We start from the raw sequence: 19,108 nt of genomic DNA on the forward strand, positions 1-19,108 counted from the left end.
GAAGGAGGGCATGAAGATCATGGACTCGATAAATTTTGAGATGCTGCGCAAGCAATGGCCAGAGCTGGCCACTTTGGGCGGCTTTGCCGAGCTGTATGTCCGCACCGATGCTTCGAGCGCGCTGATCAAACTGCGCACCTTTGCCGAGCAGATGGTGGCCGGCATCTATCAGTTCCACAATCTTGCCCTGCCGTATCAGCAAAACCTCTTCGATCTGCTCGCCGAGGAACCCTTCAAGCAAGCCGTACCCAAGGTGGTTCTGGACAAACTGCATCAAATTCGGCTGGACGGCAACAAAGCGGCGCACGGCAAGCCGGTGGACAGTCCGGCCGCCCTGGCCTGCCTGCGTGAGGCGTGGGGTCTTGGCTGGTGGTATTTTGCCACCTATGGCGGCGGCAAAGCCGACGAATGTTTTGCCTTTCAGGAGCCTCCCGAAGACATCAAGGCCAAACTCAAGAAGGAGAAGAAAGCGGCCCTGGAGAAGCTCGCCGCCCAGGAGGCGCAACTTCAAGAATTGCTCCAGCAGGTCGATGCCCTACGCGCCCAGGCAAAAGCCGCCGAGAAATCCGAGGCCGAACTGCATGCGCTCAAGACCGCCGGCCAGGCTGCCGCCGACGCCCTCAAGTTTGATGAGGCAACCACCAGAAAGCGCCTCATCGACAAACAACTGATCGCTGTTGGCTGGAATATCGATCCCAACGGCGGCAACACCGCTGAAGTGTCCCTGGAGGAGGCTGTTGCCCATCAACCCACCACCACCGGCACGGGTTATGCCGATTATGTCCTCTGGGATGATACCGGCAAGCCGCTGGCAGTCATCGAGGCCAAAAAAACCTCCGCCAGCCCCGAGAACGGCCGCACCCAGGCGAAGCTCTATGCGGATGGGCTGGAAAAGAAGCACGGTCAGCGACCGGTGATCTTCTACACCAATGGCTTTGATATCACCATCTGGGACGACGCCCAAGGGTATCCTCCCCGCCAGATATTCGGCTTTTACTCCAAGGACAGCCTGCAATACCTGATCCGCCAGCGCCAGACCAAGCAACCCCTCGCCAAGGTGGAGCCGAAAAAAGAAATCATCGGCACCCGCATGTACCAGATTCAGGCCATCCAAGCGGTCTGCGAACGCTTCAGCGCCAAGCAGCGCAAGGCCCTCATTGTCCAGGCCACCGGCACTGGCAAGACCAGGGTCGCAACCGCCATCATTGATGCACTGGTCCGCGCAAACTGGGGCATCCGGGTGCTTTTTCTCTGCGATCGCCTAGAACTACGTAAGCAGGCCAAGAACACCATCACCGATTTCATCAAGGAGCCATGGACCTACGTCACTTCGCAAACCGCGCAGGACAGGACCAAGCGGCTGTATTTCGCCACCTATCCGGCAATGATGAAGATTTTTCAGACCTTTGACACCGGTTTTTTTGATCTGATCATCGCCGACGAGTCGCACCGCTCCATCTACAACCGCTACAGCGACCTGTTCAAATGGTTCGACAGCCTGCAGGTCGGCTTGACTGCCACACCGGTGGACAAGATCAACCGCAACACATTCCGGTTGTTCAACTGCCAGGATAAGTACCCCACCGTCTACTACCCGCTGGAGCAGGCAATCAAAGAACACTACTTGGTCCCCTACGAGGTGTACACCCACACCACCGGCTTTTTACGCGATGGAATCAAATTCAACCAACTCTCCGAAGACCAGCGGGAAGAGCTGGAGGATGCCGGCGAGAATCCGGAGCTGTTTAACTTCGATCCCCAGGATATCGACAAGAAGATCTTCAACCGCGATACCAACCGCCAAATCATCCGCAACCTGATGGAGCACGGTATCCGCGACGGGATGGGCCAGTTACCCGGTAAGACCATCATCTTTGCCCGCAACCACAACCATGCCGTGCTGCTGGCCCAGGTGTTCGACGAGCTGTATCCCCAATACGGCGGCACCTTCTGCCAGGTGATCGACAATTACGACCCGCGTGCCGAGCAGTTGATCGATGACTTCAAGGATCCGGCCAATCCGCTGACCATCGCTGTTTCCGTGGATATGCTCGACACCGGCATCGACGTGCCCGAGGTGGTCAATCTTGTCTTTGCCAAGCCGATCTTTTCCTGGGTCAAATTCTGGCAGATGATCGGCCGGGGCACCCGCCTCTGCGAAAATCTGTTCGGACCGGGCAAGGATAAGAAAAATTTCCGCATCTTCGACCACTGGGGCAACTTCGAGCGCTTCGAGATCGACCGTCCCGAAGCCGACCCGGCTCCGTCCAAGTCAATCATGCAACTGGTTTTCGAGGCGCGAATCAGTCTCGCGGAAACCGCTCTGGCCAAAGGCGAGCTGGACACCGTCCGCGATACCGTCGAGCTGATCCGCAAAGACCTCAACGCCCTACCTGAGGAGACCATCGCTGTGCGGGAGCGGTGGCGGGAGAGAAGCGGCCTGCTTGCCCAGGGCGTGCTCGACCAGTTTGCCCCTGCCACGGTGGCCGCGCTCCGCAACGAGATGGCGCCGCTCATGCAGTGGGTCTATACCCGCGACCATAGCGATGCCTATGCCTTTGACCTGCTGACCGTCAATGCCCAGGTGGAATTGCTGCGTCAGTCCGGGCGTTTTACCGACTGCAAGGATCAGATCCAGGAACGGGTGAACGGATTGCTTAAACATCTCAATCCGGTACAGGCCAAGATTGATCTGATCAAGCAGGTAGCGTCCAGCGAGTTTTGGGATATGATTAATGTTGCCACGCTGGAGACACTGCGACAGGAGCTGCGGGGCATCATGCACCACCGGCAGAAACCGACCGTGAATCCGTTGCCGCCCAAGACAATTGACGTTGCCGATGGCGAAGTGGAACTGAACCGCCGCACCAGCAACGTCAAGTCCATCGACATGCAGCTTTACCGCCAACTGGTGGAAGAGACCCTGGAGCAGTTGTTCGTCACCAACCCGGCCCTGCAGAAGATCAGGCGGGGCGAGCCGGTTTCGCAGCAGGATCTGAACTCGCTCGTCTCCCTGGTCCTGACCCAGAATCCGGACGTCAATCTGGAGTTGCTGCGCGAATTTTTTCCGGATTCGACTCCGCCGCTGGATTTCATCATCCGCACCATCATCGGTATGGAGCCCGAGGCCGTGGAAGAGCGCTTTGCCGCCTTTGCCCGCAGGTTTGCGGATAACTCCCGCCAAACCCTGTTCCTGCGCCTGCTCAAGAACCACATCCAGAAATACGGGGCGATCACGGTGGAAAAACTCTACGAGGAACCCTTTACCACCATCGCCAGCGACGGCCTCGACGGCGTATTTACCAGCGAAGACCAGGTGGACGAACTGATCACCATCCTTGAAACCTTTCAACCCAAAACAGGAGCACCAACGGCATGATTACCGGCCAACTGAAAAGCGATATCGACAAACTCTGGGACGATTTCTGGAGCGGCGGCATCGCCAACCCGCTCTCGGTCATCGAGCAGATCTCCTTTCTCATGTTCGCCCGCCTGCTCGACATCCGGGAGATTCGGGAAGAGAAGAAGGCCAGTCGCACCGGCAAACCCTTCCGTCGCCTGTTTAGCGACAAACCCCTTGCCGACGAGGTGCGCGGCAAAATGCTGGGCGACCTGGTTAAAACTGAACAGGATCTGCGCTGGTCCCATTTCAAGCATCTGAACGGCGAGGATATGCTCCGGGTGGTTCGTGACGGCGTCTTTCCCCATTTCAAGACCGTGGCTGTCGATGGCGCCCGATTCGGCGAATACATGAAGGATGCCCAGTTGCTGATCCAGAAAACCAACCTGCTGGTCACCGCGGTCAATACCATCGACCAGTTGCCGCTCACCAAAGGCGACACCAAGGGCGATCTGTACGAATACATGCTGGGCAAACTCACCACTGCCGGCATTGCCGGGCAGTTCCGCACCCCGCGCCATATCATCGCCAAAATGGTGGAAATGCTGGCCCCCAAGCCGGATGAAATTATTGGCGACCCTGCCTGCGGTACGGGCGGTTTCCTGGTGCAGACCATGCACTACCTGCTGAAAACCAACACCACCCCGGGCATGGAATATCAGGACGAGGATGGCAGCCTGGTCTACCCTGGCGACCGATTGGAACCGTTCCGGGCGCATATCCAGTCCGGACTGCTGCACGGCTTTGACTTTGACGCCACCATGCTGCGCATCGCCGCCATGAACCTGCTGCTGCACAACATCGAGGCCCCGAATATCCACTACATGGATACCCTCTCCAACCGCTTCCCTGAAGGTTTCCCGGCCGAGGCGGAAGGATTTTTTGACATTATCCTGGCCAATCCACCCTTCAAGGGCAGCCTGGACTATGAGGATGTTCATCCGGTTCTCCTGAAAAAGGTCAAAACCAAGAAGACCGAACTGCTCTTTGTGACCCTGATCCTCAAGATGCTCAAAATTGGTGGCCGTTCCGCCACCATTGTGCCGGAGGGCGTGCTGTTCGGCTCTTCCAAGGCGCACCAGGCCCTGCGCCGGATGCTGGTGGACGACAACCAGTTGGAGGCGGTTATTTCCCTGCCTTCAGGCGTGTTTAAGCCCTATGCCGGCGTTTCCACGGCAGTCATTGTTTTTACCAAGGGCGGGCGAACAGATCAGGTCTTTTTCTACGATGTCCAGGCCGATGGCTTTTCCCTGGATGATAAACGCATTGAGGTTGCAGAAAACGACCTGCCGGATTTGCTCGAACGCTGGCAGCAGCGCAACCCCAAACAGGACACTGACCGCACCCAAAGGCATTTTTTTGTGGCTGCTGATGATATACGGGCCAACAAGTACGACCTCTCTATCAACCGCTACAAGGAAACAGTCTACCAGGAGGAGCAGTATGAACCGCCCAGGGAGATTCTGGCGCGAATGATGGACTTGGAGAAGGAGATCATGGCGGACATGGAAGAGCTGCGGGGGATGTTGGGATGATGAAGTACGTTCCTTTGAGTGAAGTAGTTCATGTTGCAATGGGTTCCGCTCCACCTGGTGAATCGTATAATGAAAACGGTCGAGGTGTTCCAATGATTGCGGGTGCTGGTGACTATGGAGCACAATATCCTCAGCCCAAAAAATGGACGACAGCTCCGTCTCGTGTAACTGAAATTGGCGATCTGATTGTATGCGTCAGAGCAACAATTGGAGATTTGAATTGGGCGGACAAAATTTATTGTCTTGGTCGTGGTGTCGCAGGGTTAAGAGCAAAAAAAGGAAAAGTCGATATCAAATATGCGGCACATTATATCAATTCAAAAAAGGAAGAATTGTCCAAGTTGGGTACAGGATCAACATTTCTTGCGATCCGCAGGAATGATTTAGAAGAATTTCCTATCCCCCTCCCCCCGTTGGCGGAGCAGAAGCGGATTGCGGCCATCCTGGACAAGGCCGACGCCATCCGCCGCAAACGGCAAGCCGCCATTGAACTCGCCGACGACTTCCTCCGCGCCACCTTCCTCGACATGTTCGGAGACCCCGTTTCCAACCCTAAGGGGTGGGGTGTAAAAAAATTCGCTGAAATTGGAACGCTCGACCGTGGTATCTCAAAACATCGCCCTCGAAATGCCCCTGAGCTTCTCGGGGGGCCATACCCATTGATCCAAACCGGGGATGTGGCAAACTCGAATGGATATATCAGCAATTACAAAAGCACATATTCAGAGATTGGCTTGAAGCAGAGCAAATTGTGGCCATCTGGCACCTTATGCATAACCATCGCGGCAAATATTGCTAAAACAGGAATTTTGACTTTTGATGCATGTTTTCCTGATAGTGTGGTTGGTTTTTTTCCGAATGGTCTCTCGACCACAGTGTATGTTCAACATTGGCTTGGATTTCTTCAGAAAATTCTGGAAGAGAGCGCCCCTGAATCAGCTCAAAAAAACATTAATCTGGAAATCTTAAGAAACCTTAACACCCCTTTACCTCCGGTCGATTTACAGCGAGAATTTGCCGAGCGTGTTGCTATTGTTCAGGTATTACTGGCAAAACAAAACACAGAAATACTTGAGCTGGAGAATCTATTCAATTCCCTCAACCAACGCGCCTTTCGTGGAGAACTATAACAGCTAACCCTGATATCTTTATGCCCTATACGGCCAGCCAAACTGACAACCTCAATCTCCATGTCATCACCTGTGCCGGCTCTGGCAATACCCAGGTGATGGCGGCACGGGTGGCTCATTCGCTCAAGACCAAAGCAACGGAAGGGTTCACCCTGACGAGCATCGTGGCCTTCACATTCACCCAGAAGGCCGCCGCCGAACGTAAGGATCAGCCCCACTATTGCTGACCTGAACTGTTGGCATCGACTCCATCAAGATCTGAACGATATCCGCCTTGAAACCTTTCGCTGCTGCTTTCCCCCAGCTCTCCGCTCCACACCTCTGCACCGGGCCGATTGGCGAGCGCCCTTCGTCCGCAAGATTTCTTGCGTTACACAAATAATTTTATCACCTGCGTAACGCTCTTTGGCTGAAGCCGTTCCAATCATCATCTGCAATTCTCGGCCGTTCAATACCGGCGGTACGAGCCTTCACAAACAACTTTGCCCAGCTTGAATACCATCCCCACAGAGTCGGCCTCGCAACGATCGCTCGGCCAGATCATCCTGTTTTTTTGAGAAAAATATTCTCACCATCAGTTTACAAACAAAAAGGAACAGGTACAATTGAAGTAGTTTGAGCAGTTGGCATGCAGCCTGCAATTAAAGGGCATGACAACAACACATACCTTCCCAACCACTTCTCGTTTCATACGGCCAATTGGCATGGAATCATTCCTGGACCCATCAAAGACTGCATCGAAGAAAGAAATCGACGATGTGTTTGATGCCAATGAACTAGCCTTTCTCTTCGCCAATCATCAATCCATTCTCACGAAACGTCAACACTTCGAAATCGATGAGCATGAGGCGCGCAAGATTGCTGGTCAGCAGGATCGTCCTTCACTTGATCAATCTGCAGGTTTGGCTCGTTCTGGTGATTGCCCGAGTAAAGGACATTCCATAGATGAAGGCTTGGATCAGGCTGAAATCAGTAAGAGTGTCACAGAACCAGGGGTAAATGTTGACCTTGAGGATGTGGTGGAGAAAGTTGAAGATAACGAACTCTTCGTCGATGATTCAGCATGCGCCCAAAGTGAGGAGGAGGAACTTGAGGATCTCCAGTTAGACCAATATCTCGATGAGGAGGAGCTGTTCGAGCTGGAGGGCGAGCAACTTGAGATTATTTCTGCTGTTGAGGAAGAGTTTGATGTTGAAAGCTTGGTGCCGGAAACAAGTAAAGAATTCTTGGAGAATGAGCCCGGGTCGGATGCAACCGAAGAAGAGGATGCCGTTGATTGGGCGTTGCTGCTTGATGCGGAAGACGAATTTGATCCTGAACTGCTCGGCCTGCTCGATGAAACCGAAGTCGAAACAGGAGGCCAGCTGACCGATGAGGAGCGCGCCCTGCAAATGGCCTCCTTCCTTGGCGATCAATGTGAACTCGACCGGGAAGAAGTATCGCTTATCGCAGAAATTTTTACGGTCAACGGCTGGGCCGCCTGCAAAACGGCGATTCTCCGCGAGCTTGCTGAAGGGACGTCTGTGGAGGAATTGTACCTGGCCTCGCAAGTGAAAGAGATATGGAAGGAGCATTATGAGTTCTACAGCGGCCAAGCAAGTAACTATCGCGTTCTGACCTGGCCGACGGCGCTTTGCATCATCAGGTCTTTCGCTGGATACCCTGATCCGGAAGAGGTCGAGCAGATGTTGGTCCGTCTACATGACCATTGGCGATACGACGACATCCAGCGGAGAATTTCAAAGACATTTAACGAATATATCATTGGAAAATTCAGCCATGGCGCGGAAGTCTCCGAATTTTACAGAGAAGCAATAGTCGACAGGCATTCGTTTTTGGTTGACCTGGAACTGCTCCCTCCAAGCAGCGAGGATATTCCGGAACTCACCTTTGATAAACGTGGTCATATTCTAAAAAAAGTTAGAAATTTATACAGATAATAACTGAAGGTGCTTCATAATGCCAAGGGCGAGACTAACACCAATTGCCGGTTGCTGGGTCAGGAAAAAAGGCAATAACGAGGTTGGCAGGGTTGTTGAATCCGATCTGAAAAATGATCCATCAAGCTGCCGGGTGCAATGGCTGCAAAACCGTCAGAAGGAGTGTGTTTCTCGGCAGCAGCTGGTTTGCGGATTTCCTTTGGGTGTGGAGGTACAGGATGCTCCGCCCTCGAGAACCCGGCGGTCGCTGGGGGAAGGGGTAATCCTGGAAACGAGGCGGATTGGCCGACGCGAGCAGGTGTTGGTTGACTTTCTTGAGCGCGGAGAAAGGCATTGGCTTCCCTTTGAGAACCTACGGGCAATTAAAGGGGTCTGGCAACGATTTGAGTTGTCCCAGACAGGGGAAGCCGGCAATGCCGAACGGTTTCGCCTGCGTAGCCTGGCGCACGCCATTGAAATGTGGCACGAGAATACCGGCGCCTTATCCCGGCTTGATATCGATCCGCTGCCGCACCAGATTCATCTGGTGCACCATATTCTCGCCTCCGGTAATCTCAACTGGATGATCGCCGATGACGTGGGCCTCGGCAAAACCATTGAGGTCGGCATGCTGCTCTCCGCCTTGATCCGGCGGGGAACGCACCGGAAAATTTTGTTGGTGGTGCCGTCCGGGCTGGTCAATCAATGGAAGGAAGAACTGCACCACAAATTCGCGCTCAGCGATTTTCAGATCTATGGAGAAGATTTTGAAATCCATGATGCCCGGCACTGGAAATTGTATGATTTTGTGATTGGATCGCTGGACTTGTTGAAATCAGAGAATCATCTGCCCAAACTGTTGCAGGCCGATAATTGGGATCTGATTGTCTTTGATGAGGCGCATCGGTTGAGCCGCATGCAATACGGCATGAAATTTCAAAGCTCGGAACGCTTCCGGCTCGCCGCCGCACTGAGGAAAAAATCGGATGCCCTGCTTTTACTGACCGCCACCCCGCACCAAGGAAAAAACGACAAGTTCCAGGGCTTGCTGGAGTTGATCAGGCCGAGCTTCAAAAACCACATCCGCAACTTATCACTGCATCCTGAAATTCTTCGGGAGATGGTGATCAGAAACAACAAGTCGGACGCGACCGATGCAGAAGGAAATTTCATTTTTCAGGGAAAAACCACCTCATCGATAGCTGTGGATCAAAATGAAGCAGAGCGCTCCTTTGACAGACATTTAAAAAAATATCTGCAGGAAGGGTATAACTCCCAGGGCAGAGGATCGGAGATCAGAGACCGGGCGATCGGTTTCGTTATGGCGACCTACCGGAAATTGGCTGCCTCAAGCATTGCATCCATTGAGAGGGCGCTGAGAAAACGGCTTGAACGGCTGCTGGGTGATATCGCCGCCGAGGCCTCATCGATGGTTGATATCGAAGCGGTGGACGAGCGGTTCGTCGGGGAATGGGAAGAAACTGATTATGGGCCAAGATTGGAGTTTTTCCATGGCGAAATCGATCTGCTCAATGATCTGCTGCGACAGGCGGAACTTGTCTTCAACCACGACAGCAAACTTTCAGTCTTGCTCAACCAGCTGATCCCAGCCATTCGCGGGGAGAATCTCAAGGAAAAGGTGGTGATCTTCACGGAATACCGTGGGACACAGGATTATCTGTCGCGAGCGCTCTCGGAACGGTACGGCGAGCAATCCGTGGCTGTCATTCACGGAGGGCAGGACAGAAGCGAACGGGAACAGGCGATTATCCAGTTCGAGGACGAGGGCGGACAGTTTCTCGTTTCCACCGAGGCGGGGGGAGAAGGGATCAACCTGCAGCGGCAATGCCATGTAATGGTGAACTACGATCTGCCCTGGAATCCGATGCGCTTGGTGCAAAGAGTCGGACGCCTCTACAGATATGGGCAGCAAAAGAAGGTCTTAGTTTTCAATGTCAGCGTGTCGGAGTCAATGGATGGCAGCATTCTTAACATCCTCTACAATAGAATAGAAAATGTCGTTTCCGATATGTCGGTCCTGGGCGGAGAATACCGTCCCGGATTTGAGGCTGAAATCCTGGGAGAGCTGGTTGAGGTACTCGATGTTGCTGATATCATAAACAAGTCAAACCAGGAACCGATCGTCCGCACTCAAGAAAAAATTGAGGAAGCATTGAAAGTAGCACGGCTGGCTGTCGAGAAACAACGAGAATTGATGCAGTACGCTGCCGGCTACGACCCGCATGAAGGCGCAGGTGAATTATCGATAGGACTTGAGCATGTCCAAGCATTTCTTGAAGGGGTTTTTGCCGCATTTCACATTGAGATACTAGAGAGGACTCATCAAGGAAAAGTGATGCGAATAAAGCTGCCGCAAGAAATAGCTGAGGAGATCGGAATATTGGGATTGCAGATGCAAATAACCCTGGACAGAACTATTGCATCACGCCGCCGGGAAATTTTGATGATGGACCTTGATGCCCCGCTTTTTAATTATCTTTTGAAAAAGGTGAAAAAATACTCGTTCGATGGGCGGGTGGCAAATCTGCAAGGATTGGAATCTGACGCCGTAATTACTACAATGCTTCGATGGCAAAATGATCAAGGGGTACGGATGCGCCAAGAGTTTGCGGCTTTTCTTATCACGGATGGAAGTTGCACAAGGAACCCGAAAGCATTTTCCGAGTGGTTGAAACAACCGGCGCTCGACGGGCATTCACCTGACGTCGAAAGGGGCAAAGTGAAAAAATACTACCAAATTGCCGTCGAAGCTATGGACGCTAGACTCGATGAAATGAGCAACAGGGATTTGCATCCCGAAAACAGACAACTGGTCACCGGCGGCTTTGTCGCTTGAAATAAACCAATAACGTTCGAGGTCCTCTAGTGAGGAAAGGAAAAGGGAATGGCCAGCCAGAAATATTCCGTCAATCAGCACCTAATCGAGACCCTAATGGCCTGGGTCAAGTCCGGCGAAATTGCCATCCCGGAGATTCAGCGTCCATTTGTCTGGGATGCCACCCAGGTTCGGGATCTGCTCGACAGCCTCTATCAAGGGTATCCGGTCGGCTACATCATTGTTTGGAAAAATCCGGATGTGCAGTTGAAGGATGGATCGCTTTCAGGGGGCAAGAAGATCCTCATTGACGGACAACAACGGATTACCGCACTGTCGGCGGCCCTTGTGGGCAACGAGGTGATAAACAAGGAATATCGAAAAGTTCGCATACGCATTGCCTTCAACCCCAAAGAGGAACGGTTTGAAGTGAGTAATCCGGCTATCGTGCGCGATAAGTCCTGGATTCCCGACATTGCGCCGATCATGCAGGGGGAAATTGGCTTGCTCAAACTGGTACGCCAATACACCGAGGCCAATTCTGAGATGGACGAGGACCATCTGGAGAGAGTGTTAACTCAATTAATTGGCATTACCAAAAAACAGATTGGCATGATCGAGTTGGCCGCTGAACTTGACATCGAAATGGTCACCGAAATTTTCATCCGCATCAATCGTGAAGGGGTGACATTGAGTCAGGCCGACTTCGCCATGAGCAAGATTGCAGCCAACGAAATCTATGGCGGCAACCTCCTCCGCAAGGCTATCGACTATTTCTGCCACCTAGCAGTAGCGCCTGAGTTCTATTTCTTTATCAAGGAGAACGATCCAGAATTTACTGCCACCGACTTCTTCAAAAAAATGGAGTGGCTGCGCAACGAAAATGAGGATCTTTACGACCCGACCTATAGCGATATGCTACGTGTGGCCTTTGTAGCCCATTTTGCACGTGGAAAGTTAGGCGATCTGGTAGGCCTGCTCTCGGGACGCGACTTTGTGACCCGTACTTATAAGGATGAGATTGCTGAACAATCCTTTGCACGCTTGAAGGATGGCGTCATGGCGTTCATGAAAGAGAACCATTTCAAACGGTTCCTGATGATCCTGAAGTCAGCAGGTTTCGTGGATAGTTCTCAGCTCCAAAACCGGCAAGGTCCACTCAACTTTGCCTATGCACTTTATCTCAAGCTGCGCCGGGACGACTACCCAGCAGACAAGATCGAACACTACGTCCGGCGATGGTTCGTGCTCTCGATTCTCACAGGTCGTTACTCCGGTCCACTGGAAACTTTGTTTGAAAAGGATATTCGGAGCATTGACCAGGGTGATTTCGGCGCATTCCTGGTGAATATTGAAGCGGCTGAGCTTTCTGATACCTTCTGGAACGTGGGCCTTGTCCAGGCCATGAATACCTCGAGCAGCAATCATCCTGCATACAAGGCGTTCCTTGCTGCCCAGGTGAAGAACAATCACCGAGGTTTTCTCTCCCGGAACATTACCGTGCGTTCCATGCTTGAGCATCGGGGTGATGTGCATCACATTTTCCCCAAGAATTACCTGCAACGTGAGTTTGGTCTCAAGCGTTCCGAGTACAACCAAATCGCCAACTATGTTTACACCCAACAAGAAATCAACATTGCAGTCAGCAACCAGGCACCTGGCCAATATCTGGCCAAGGTAATAGAGCAATGTGCTACCAACCAGCCAGTTTACGGCGGCATTGTTGACTTAGACGATCTGAAATACAACTTTGAGGAAAATGCCGTGCCCATAGCCCTCCTAGACAACCCGGAATTGAGCTATGGCCAATTTTTGACTGAACGAAGGCGGCTTATAGCACATCAACTTCAATCTTATTATTTCAGCTTGTAAGGGACTCGCATGTCAATCACCGCCATCACTATCCAAAACTTCAAGGGTATTCGCGAACCTATCCGAATCGAGATTAAGCCAATCACCCTGCTTTTTGGCCCTAACTCTGCGGGCAAGTCCACTATTGTTCAGGCCCTGCACTATGCCCGGGAGGTCTTCGAACGCTATAATCTCAACCCGGACCGGACATTATTAGGTGGTGAATCCATCGATCTTGGTGGATTCGAGAGCCTTGTCCATCAGCATGACAAATCGTTGCCTGTGAAAATGTCGTTTGAACTCGATCTTTCCAGAGAGGACCTACCAACCTACGCAGACGGAGAAGTTCGTTATATTGGTACCGATATGCTGGATAATGCCGGCAGTGGTTATCTACTTGAAGTTCTCCCTCGCATCTCCAAGGCTACTATTGGAATAACCATCCGGTGGAGTGAACTAACTGCCAGCCCGTATGCTGCGGTTTATAACGTTTCGGTAAACGATTCTGAGTTGGTAACGATTGAAGCATCCGCTGACGGACAACAGATCTATATTTCAAAAATCAACCCGTATAATGCAATTTTACTCGAGGAAGGTGTTGCTCCCGAGGACGCCCGTAATAATGCGGCTAGATTGTTTACCGAAACGAATGAGTTCTTTTCTCCAGAGTCGGGAGATTTCTGGGGGGATCTTGCAATAAGCGATTTAGGGGCAATGCTTACTCCTCTTTTTCAGTATATGAATTTTAAAAATGGGATTCCCGGCCTTTCTAAACCAATTAATTTATTGAGACAAAACTCGGCTATCCCCCATTGGGAGAAAAATCTTTCACTGGATAATAGTATATGGGCCGAAGATATTGAGTTTGAAGATCGACCTAATTTTACCCGTCTGCTTAGTAGCTTGATCGTAGGACCTGGCGAGTTAGTTAGGGACGGACTGCGAAAGCTTTGCTATGTCGGACCATTGCGTAATATTCCTGGACGAAACCATAAGCCTGCTACTTCACCAGATAACTCTCGCTGGTCGAATGGCCTTGCTGCTTATGATACTCTTTTTTTCAGTGATGAGGCATTTATCGACCAGGTGAACGAGTGGCTGACCGACGAGGGGCGGCTTAATTCCGGCTACCGTGTCGAGGTGAAAAAATACCGGGAACTGGAAAACGACCACCCACTGATGTTGGCCATACTTCAAGGACGTATCCTTGACGAGGACAAGGATCTACGCGATCAGCTACTGGCCTTGCCAGTCCTGCGTCGGCTCCTGATTCGGGACGAGGCGCGTAACATCGAACTCGCGCCCCAGGATATAGGCGTCGGTATTTCCCAGGTTCTCCCTGTGGTGGTGGCTGCTCTGTACCATAAGACGGGAATAGTGGCCATTGAACAGCCAGAACTGCATATTCACCCTGCCTTTCAGGTGGCTCTAGGCGATCTCTTCATCGAACAGATCCGGCAGCGTCCGGACCTCACCTTTATCCTTGAGACCCACTCCGAGCACCTGATGCTCCGATTCCTGCGGCGGATCCGGGAAACCGGCGAAAATGACGCCCTGGAAAACCGGACACTCTCTCCGGAGGAACTCTCCATCTATTTCATCGAGCAGGGGGACTCCGGAATCTCCTGTCTATCCATCAGAGTGGACGAAGACGGCGACTTCATTGACCGCTGGCCCCGCGGCTTTTTTACCGAACGTGCAGGGGAGCTGTTCTGATGATCTTCGAATACGCCCTCGAACCGGAAATGGTGGCAGCCTGGGGTGACCGCGTCAACCACCGCTATTTTATCCGCGAGTTCGGCAGCGGCCAAGGGCGGCTGGTTTCTCGCTACCCGAAGAAATGGGCAAGAAAGGTGTGGGATGCCTGTGCCGGTGGCAGTGATATGGATAAGGCCAGATTGACCGAGCTGCTGGTGAGGCTCCAGGAAACCATGATCAAACGGAAAGACTACGTCTGGGACGAGGGCGCGACCTGGCTTGACAATGCCGGGCAAGAACACGCCCGCCACCCATTCCGCGCCGTTCTGGCCCATAACAACCCGGCAGGCAGGCCGGAAATCCTCTGCGAGGATGGTCTTGCTGCCTCTCCTTGTCCTGGCTGGGACAACCCGCATGGAATCACGGTCAACCGAAAGGCCTCGGAGATGGTTGCGGCCGTGCGGCAGATGCTCACCTGCTGCCAGTGGGTCAAGTTCATCGACCCGCATCTCTGGCCAGGGGAAAGCCGCTATAACAATTCACTGCGGGCTTTTATGATGGTTTTGGCCGGCCCCCGGCCTATTGTCCCCCCGGAATCCATAGAGATCCACACTAAGCGGATAGATGTAGAGGATCATATTATTCTAAAGCGGTTTCAGGAAGTTATTCCCAATGCCCTGCAGGTCTCCCTCTACCAGTGGCAGGAACGGCCAAGAGGGCAGGGGCTTCACAACCGTTATATCCTGACCGATCTCGGTGGGGTCTCCTTTCACCACGGCCTCGATACCGGCGCGGATGGTGAAACCGACGACCTCACCCGTCTTGATATGGATCAGTATCTTTTCCGCTGCAAACAATACGACCCGGCAGCCCCGGCCTTTGACCAGGCCGCAGATCCACTAAAAATTACCGGCACCCTTGGAAGATGAGCATGGAGGAAAAAGCGGCTGTCCAGTTCGTTAAAGCCACAAAGGAAAGCGTCCTTGCTTTTCTCAAAGAGGCCAGGAAAAGGGTTGTCATTGCCAAGGCCGGCTATTTTGTTGACGAGATTGAGACGTTGCTGGAGCTGAGAAAAAAGGATGTGCGGTGTGACCTATATGTGGACACCGATGAAAATTCAGTCCGCTATGGATTCGGCGAACAAACAGCCCTTGAACGGATCAATCAAAATTTTGAGCTGCTGAACGTCCGGAGCGCCAACTATATCCGGATGGCCATCATCATCGTGGACGAAACGGTCATGGTGTATTCGCCGGTGGCCTTGTCCTGGGAAGAGGTGCCGGAACAGATTGATTTCCCCAATGGTTTTATTGGCGGGAGTGACGTGGCCAACAGTTTGTTGCGGCAGATTGAGGGGGAACCGATTGAACTCAACATAGAAGGGATGAATATTGCCATCCAGACTTGCCCTGTCATTCAGAAAGCCCCGGAAGAAATTAAACGGGAGATTGAGACAACCATCTCCGTGCTCAAGGAAAATCCGCCGGTTGATCTGGCCGAACTGCGTAAGACCACATTTTACCGGCATAAATATAAACTGCTGAAAATGACCCTGCACGGTGTCAGGATCAAAAACAAGTCCATCTCCCTGCGGCCATTCAATAATATGTTTGCGAAAACCAATCTGCGCCTGAAAAGCAGCTGGAATGTTCTGACCCGCGAAGATGTGGAGAAACTGGTGGCGATCAACCTGTTCCTCGAAGTAGTGGAGTCAATAGCAGGCGAGTACACACTAGCAGGCTGTTGAAAAACTCATAAACAACGGGACATGTAAAACAATACCGTGTATTATTCAACCAATTGGAATAACTGACAAACAGGTGGGAATATGCGCGGACCTGACATTCAGCAACAGAAATTGTTCAGCTATCTCTCCCCCGAATCCCGGGTTCCACAAACGCATCCCCTGCGCCCCATCCGAATCATAGCTGATAAAGCGCTGAAAGAACTCTCCCCTGTGTTTCGGGAACTCTACTCACGAACAGGACGACCATCGATTCCGCCCGAGCAACTGCTTCGCTCCCTGCTGCTGCAAATCCTTTATTCGATCCGGAGCGAGCGGATGTTGGTGGAACAGCTTGATTACAATCTTCTTTTTCGCTGGTTTGTCGGCCTGTCCATGGATGAAGCAATTTGGGATCACTCCGTCTATTCCAAAAACAGGGAGCGCATTCTGCACAGTGATCTTGCGGTGATGTTCTTGCGATCCATCTGTTCCCAAGCCGAGGCAGCCGGACTCTTGTCTGACGACCATTTCACCGTTGACGGCACACTGATCGAAACGTGGGCATCGCTGAAGAGCTTTCGGCCCAAAGATGAGGAGCCTCCGGTCTCTACCGGCGGCAACCGCAATCCGGCAGTGGATTTCCACGGGAAAAAGCGTCGCAATGACACGCACGCATCGGTCACCGATCCAGAATCCCGGCTGTTCAGAAAAGGAAAAGGCAAGGAGGCCAGGCTCTGCTTCATGGGGCATGTGCTGATGGAAAATCGGAACGGTTTGGTCGTCGATACCCGCCTGACCCAGGCAACCGGGACGGCGGAGCGCGAGGCCGCCCTTTCCATGGCTTCGGATATTCCGGGCACACATCGAGTCACCATCGGCGCGGACAAAGGGTATGACTGCAAGGAGTTCGTCGATGACCTGCGCATCCTGACCGTTACTCCACATGTAGCGCAGAAAGTCAAAGGCTCCGCCATCGATGGCCGCACCACCCGTCATCAAGGTTATGCTGTGAGCCGGAAAAAACGCAAACGGGTGGAAGAGATATTTGGCTGGATGAAAACCGTCGCCTGGTTACGCAAAGCCAGGTACAAAGGTGTGGAAAAGATTGACTGGCTGTTCACGCTCTCAGCGGCAGCCTACAACATGGTCCGCATGCGCAATCTGGGGATAGTTGCCTCCGGGTAGGAGGGAAAACCCTATCAGAACGGCTTGAAGCGCCTTGGAAGATGAAAACCGGCAACGCATCATGACAAACAAACGGCCAAGGGCCTCTGCAAAAGAGCTATCGAAGGGCAAATAAAGAACCCTTGTCTCATGTTTTCCTGTTTTTCAACAGCCTGCTAGACGCGAAACGCTATGGGGTGATGCTTGAAACCAAGAACAAGAAGGAACTCGAAGAAGAGATTGGCATTGCTGTGGACTGTTTGAAGAGTTCGCTCGGGAATGCCTTACCTGCTGTGACGAATTCTTCTTCCGTGAAGAATGATTCGGGAGGGATCTCGGATTCAGCGAATTCCACCGGGGAGTCTGCCGTTTCTCAAGTTAAGAGCCTGGCATGCATTCTGAAGGAAAGCCGGACAGACCTCATTGATCACTTGTATCATCAGGCCAGGGAAGAAAAGGGTTGTTGGGGCCAACTCTTTGCGTATGACCAGACTCTGTATCGCCAAATGCAGGACGGGAAAATCACGGAAAACGAAGCTGTCAAACAGGCTGTTGAGACCTATGTCGATCACCGACTGAATTTCCCAAAGGCTTAGGAGATGATCGACCTGATTCGCGTTGAATTTGATTATTACGACATCTCTGACGAACTGTTGGCAAAAGAGGATTTTGTCAAGATCGTTGCGAGATTTGACATAGAAATTCGCGACTATCAGGAAGGATTTGAAAAAAATAGGCAGATGAGCCTGTTTGATATTTCTGATTAGAAATCAGAGAATTTAAATTGGGTTAAGATCACCTGCAATTTCGGTAAGACTGATAATTGTCGAGAACCTTGGCGATGTAAATCCTGGTTTCAATGATATTCGGGATGCGTCCTTTAACCTTGCCAGGCCCGGCATTGTAGGCGGCCAGGCTTAACACCACGTCCCCATCATAGTTGTCGAGCAGGGAACGAAGGTATTTGGTGCCACCGGTAATATTTTCCTGCGGGTCAAAGGGATCGTCTACCTGGAGATCCCTAGCCGTAGCCGGCATGAGTTGCATCAAGCCCTGAGCCCCCTTGGGCGAAACAGCGGCAGGGTCAAAATTCGATTCCGCTTTGATGATGGCCTTGATCAGGTAGGGATCAACCCCATGTTCGGTGGCGGCCGCTTGGATGAATGCGTTGATTGTTTGATAGGAGAGATCTCGCGATGATCGTGGGACAGGTCGTTCGATGGCGATCTTTTTGTCCGTTCGACTGCTCTTACCCCGCATATAATGGAGATTTCCTTGAACATCTATATAGGCAGCAACTGTTGCCCAGGCGGTAAATGGCGACGAAAAACTCAATGCGAAAAAGAGCAGTAAACCGGCTAGGAGCGGGAACAATACAAAGGGTTTTCGTTCTTTTTGAACCACCTCAATCCTCATATCTGTCACTTTCCAAGCTATTTCCGATGGTTTGACTTTTCTCGAAAACATGATAAGGGTTAGCGTGGAACGTAATCTTTCGCACACGAATCGGTACTGATCATTCCGCAAACCAGTACACCGGAGAACAATCATGTCTGACCAGACCAATTGGACCACCATTTGCCCCCATTGCGGGTATGAGTCCGAAGACAGCGCGATGTGTCGGTCCTGTGGCCGATTGATGGATGAGTCGATACCGGTGCGGCCTTTTTCCGCAAGCGGGTTGGTGGCAAAAGTCGTGGAGTCGTGGCAGCCTTGCAGCGACTTGGAGGCATTGTCGCCTATCAAGGAAGAACCCGAGTTCTGCCCCAGTTGGCGCATGTACCAGGGTAATATTTACCATTGGGATGACAAATAAAATTTTCTGGTATACTGCCCTGACCGTATCGAT

Annotated in this window: 15 protein-coding genes; 14 read left to right on the forward strand and 1 reads right to left on the reverse strand. The window is 52.1% G+C overall.

What is annotated here, in order from left to right; all coding sequences use genetic code 11:
- The first annotated feature begins 10 nt into the window (after positions 1 to 10).
- From HP555_RS01590 to HP555_RS01650, 13 genes are all read left to right on the forward strand, one after another.
- Positions 11 to 3,379 carry a DEAD/DEAH box helicase family protein gene (locus HP555_RS01590; RefSeq protein WP_199263475.1) on the forward strand — a complete coding sequence of 1,123 codons (3,369 nt, stop codon included), beginning with the start codon at positions 11 to 13 and terminating at the stop codon, positions 3,377 to 3,379.
- Positions 3,376 to 4,935 (forward strand): type I restriction-modification system subunit M, encoded by a 1,560-nt coding sequence (locus tag HP555_RS01595; protein WP_199263476.1) that lies wholly within the window; start codon positions 3,376 to 3,378, stop codon positions 4,933 to 4,935. The genes HP555_RS01590 and HP555_RS01595 overlap by 4 nt, the downstream gene beginning before the upstream one ends.
- Positions 4,932 to 6,065 (forward strand): restriction endonuclease subunit S, encoded by a 1,134-nt coding sequence (locus HP555_RS01600; protein WP_199263477.1) that lies wholly within the window; start codon positions 4,932 to 4,934, stop codon positions 6,063 to 6,065. The genes HP555_RS01595 and HP555_RS01600 overlap by 4 nt, the downstream gene beginning before the upstream one ends.
- Before the next feature lie 20 nt (positions 6,066 to 6,085).
- Positions 6,086 to 6,292, forward strand: coding sequence for a UvrD-helicase domain-containing protein (locus HP555_RS01605; RefSeq protein WP_199263478.1), 207 nt, complete (start codon positions 6,086 to 6,088; stop codon positions 6,290 to 6,292).
- Positions 6,293 to 6,769: 477 nt separating this feature from the next.
- Positions 6,770 to 8,005, forward strand: a complete 1,236-nt coding sequence (locus tag HP555_RS01610) for a hypothetical protein (protein WP_199263479.1) — start codon at positions 6,770 to 6,772, stop codon at positions 8,003 to 8,005.
- A gap of 133 nt (positions 8,006 to 8,138) precedes the next feature.
- On the forward strand, positions 8,139 to 10,841 hold the full coding sequence (locus HP555_RS01615) for a DEAD/DEAH box helicase (RefSeq protein ID WP_199263480.1): 2,703 nt from the start codon (positions 8,139 to 8,141) through the stop codon (positions 10,839 to 10,841).
- Positions 10,842 to 10,889: 48 nt separating this feature from the next.
- Complete coding sequence (locus tag HP555_RS01620) at positions 10,890 to 12,692, forward strand: GmrSD restriction endonuclease domain-containing protein (RefSeq protein WP_199263481.1); 1,803 nt, start codon at positions 10,890 to 10,892, stop codon at positions 12,690 to 12,692.
- A gap of 9 nt (positions 12,693 to 12,701) precedes the next feature.
- Entirely contained in the window at positions 12,702 to 14,387 is a 1,686-nt protein-coding gene (locus HP555_RS01625) for a DUF3696 domain-containing protein (RefSeq protein WP_199263482.1), read from the forward strand.
- On the forward strand, positions 14,387 to 15,298 hold the full coding sequence (locus HP555_RS01630; RefSeq protein WP_199263483.1) for a hypothetical protein: 912 nt from the start codon (positions 14,387 to 14,389) through the stop codon (positions 15,296 to 15,298). Before HP555_RS01625 ends, HP555_RS01630 begins: the two co-directional genes overlap by 1 nt.
- 2 nt (positions 15,299 to 15,300) lie before the next feature.
- Complete coding sequence (locus HP555_RS01635; protein WP_199263484.1) at positions 15,301 to 16,116, forward strand: phospholipase D-like domain-containing protein; 816 nt, start codon at positions 15,301 to 15,303, stop codon at positions 16,114 to 16,116.
- An 81-nt stretch (positions 16,117 to 16,197) separates the two neighbouring features.
- Positions 16,198 to 17,280, forward strand: coding sequence for an IS5 family transposase (locus HP555_RS01640; RefSeq protein WP_199263485.1), 1,083 nt, complete (start codon positions 16,198 to 16,200; stop codon positions 17,278 to 17,280).
- Between the two features lie 179 nt (positions 17,281 to 17,459).
- Entirely contained in the window at positions 17,460 to 17,855 is a 396-nt protein-coding gene (locus tag HP555_RS01645; protein WP_233249223.1) for a hypothetical protein, read from the forward strand.
- A 3-nt stretch (positions 17,856 to 17,858) separates the two neighbouring features.
- Positions 17,859 to 18,026, forward strand: a complete 168-nt coding sequence (locus tag HP555_RS01650) for a hypothetical protein (RefSeq protein WP_199263487.1) — start codon at positions 17,859 to 17,861, stop codon at positions 18,024 to 18,026.
- A gap of 28 nt (positions 18,027 to 18,054) precedes the next feature.
- Here HP555_RS01650 and HP555_RS01655 read toward each other — a convergent pair whose 3' ends face one another.
- On the reverse strand, positions 18,055 to 18,675 hold the full coding sequence (locus HP555_RS01655; protein ID WP_199263488.1) for a lytic transglycosylase domain-containing protein: 621 nt from the start codon (positions 18,673 to 18,675) through the stop codon (positions 18,055 to 18,057).
- A gap of 133 nt (positions 18,676 to 18,808) precedes the next feature.
- On the opposite strand from HP555_RS01655, the gene HP555_RS01660 reads away from it, so the two are divergent.
- On the forward strand, positions 18,809 to 19,075 hold the full coding sequence (locus HP555_RS01660; RefSeq protein ID WP_199263489.1) for a hypothetical protein: 267 nt from the start codon (positions 18,809 to 18,811) through the stop codon (positions 19,073 to 19,075).
- Positions 19,076 to 19,108 lie beyond the last annotated feature (33 nt).

Origin of the sequence: Desulfobulbus oligotrophicus, from assembly GCF_016446285.1 — a bacterium.
Taxonomy (GTDB): domain Bacteria; phylum Desulfobacterota; class Desulfobulbia; order Desulfobulbales; family Desulfobulbaceae; genus Desulfobulbus; species Desulfobulbus oligotrophicus.

What these genes read in the sequence shown, in the direction of transcription:
- HP555_RS01590 (WP_199263475.1), top strand. Translation starts at nt 11, where the DNA reads ATGAAGATCATGGACTCGATAAATTTTGAGATGCTGCGCAAGCAATGG.
- HP555_RS01595 (WP_199263476.1), top strand. Translation starts at nt 3,376, where the DNA reads ATGATTACCGGCCAACTGAAAAGCGATATCGACAAACTCTGGGACGAT.
- HP555_RS01600 (WP_199263477.1), top strand. Translation starts at nt 4,932, where the DNA reads ATGATGAAGTACGTTCCTTTGAGTGAAGTAGTTCATGTTGCAATGGGT.
- HP555_RS01605 (WP_199263478.1), top strand. Translation starts at nt 6,086, where the DNA reads ATGCCCTATACGGCCAGCCAAACTGACAACCTCAATCTCCATGTCATC.
- HP555_RS01610 (WP_199263479.1), top strand. Translation starts at nt 6,770, where the DNA reads ATGGAATCATTCCTGGACCCATCAAAGACTGCATCGAAGAAAGAAATC.
- HP555_RS01620 (WP_199263481.1), top strand. Translation starts at nt 10,890, where the DNA reads ATGGCCAGCCAGAAATATTCCGTCAATCAGCACCTAATCGAGACCCTA.
- HP555_RS01625 (WP_199263482.1), top strand. Translation starts at nt 12,702, where the DNA reads ATGTCAATCACCGCCATCACTATCCAAAACTTCAAGGGTATTCGCGAA.
- HP555_RS01630 (WP_199263483.1), top strand. Translation starts at nt 14,387, where the DNA reads ATGATCTTCGAATACGCCCTCGAACCGGAAATGGTGGCAGCCTGGGGT.
- HP555_RS01635 (WP_199263484.1), top strand. Translation starts at nt 15,301, where the DNA reads ATGGAGGAAAAAGCGGCTGTCCAGTTCGTTAAAGCCACAAAGGAAAGC.
- HP555_RS01640 (WP_199263485.1), top strand. Translation starts at nt 16,198, where the DNA reads ATGCGCGGACCTGACATTCAGCAACAGAAATTGTTCAGCTATCTCTCC.
- HP555_RS01645 (WP_233249223.1), top strand. Translation starts at nt 17,460, where the DNA reads ATGCTTGAAACCAAGAACAAGAAGGAACTCGAAGAAGAGATTGGCATT.
- HP555_RS01650 (WP_199263487.1), top strand. Translation starts at nt 17,859, where the DNA reads ATGATCGACCTGATTCGCGTTGAATTTGATTATTACGACATCTCTGAC.
- HP555_RS01655 (WP_199263488.1), bottom strand. Translation starts at nt 18,675, where the DNA reads ATGAGGATTGAGGTGGTTCAAAAAGAACGAAAACCCTTTGTATTGTTC.
- HP555_RS01660 (WP_199263489.1), top strand. Translation starts at nt 18,809, where the DNA reads ATGTCTGACCAGACCAATTGGACCACCATTTGCCCCCATTGCGGGTAT.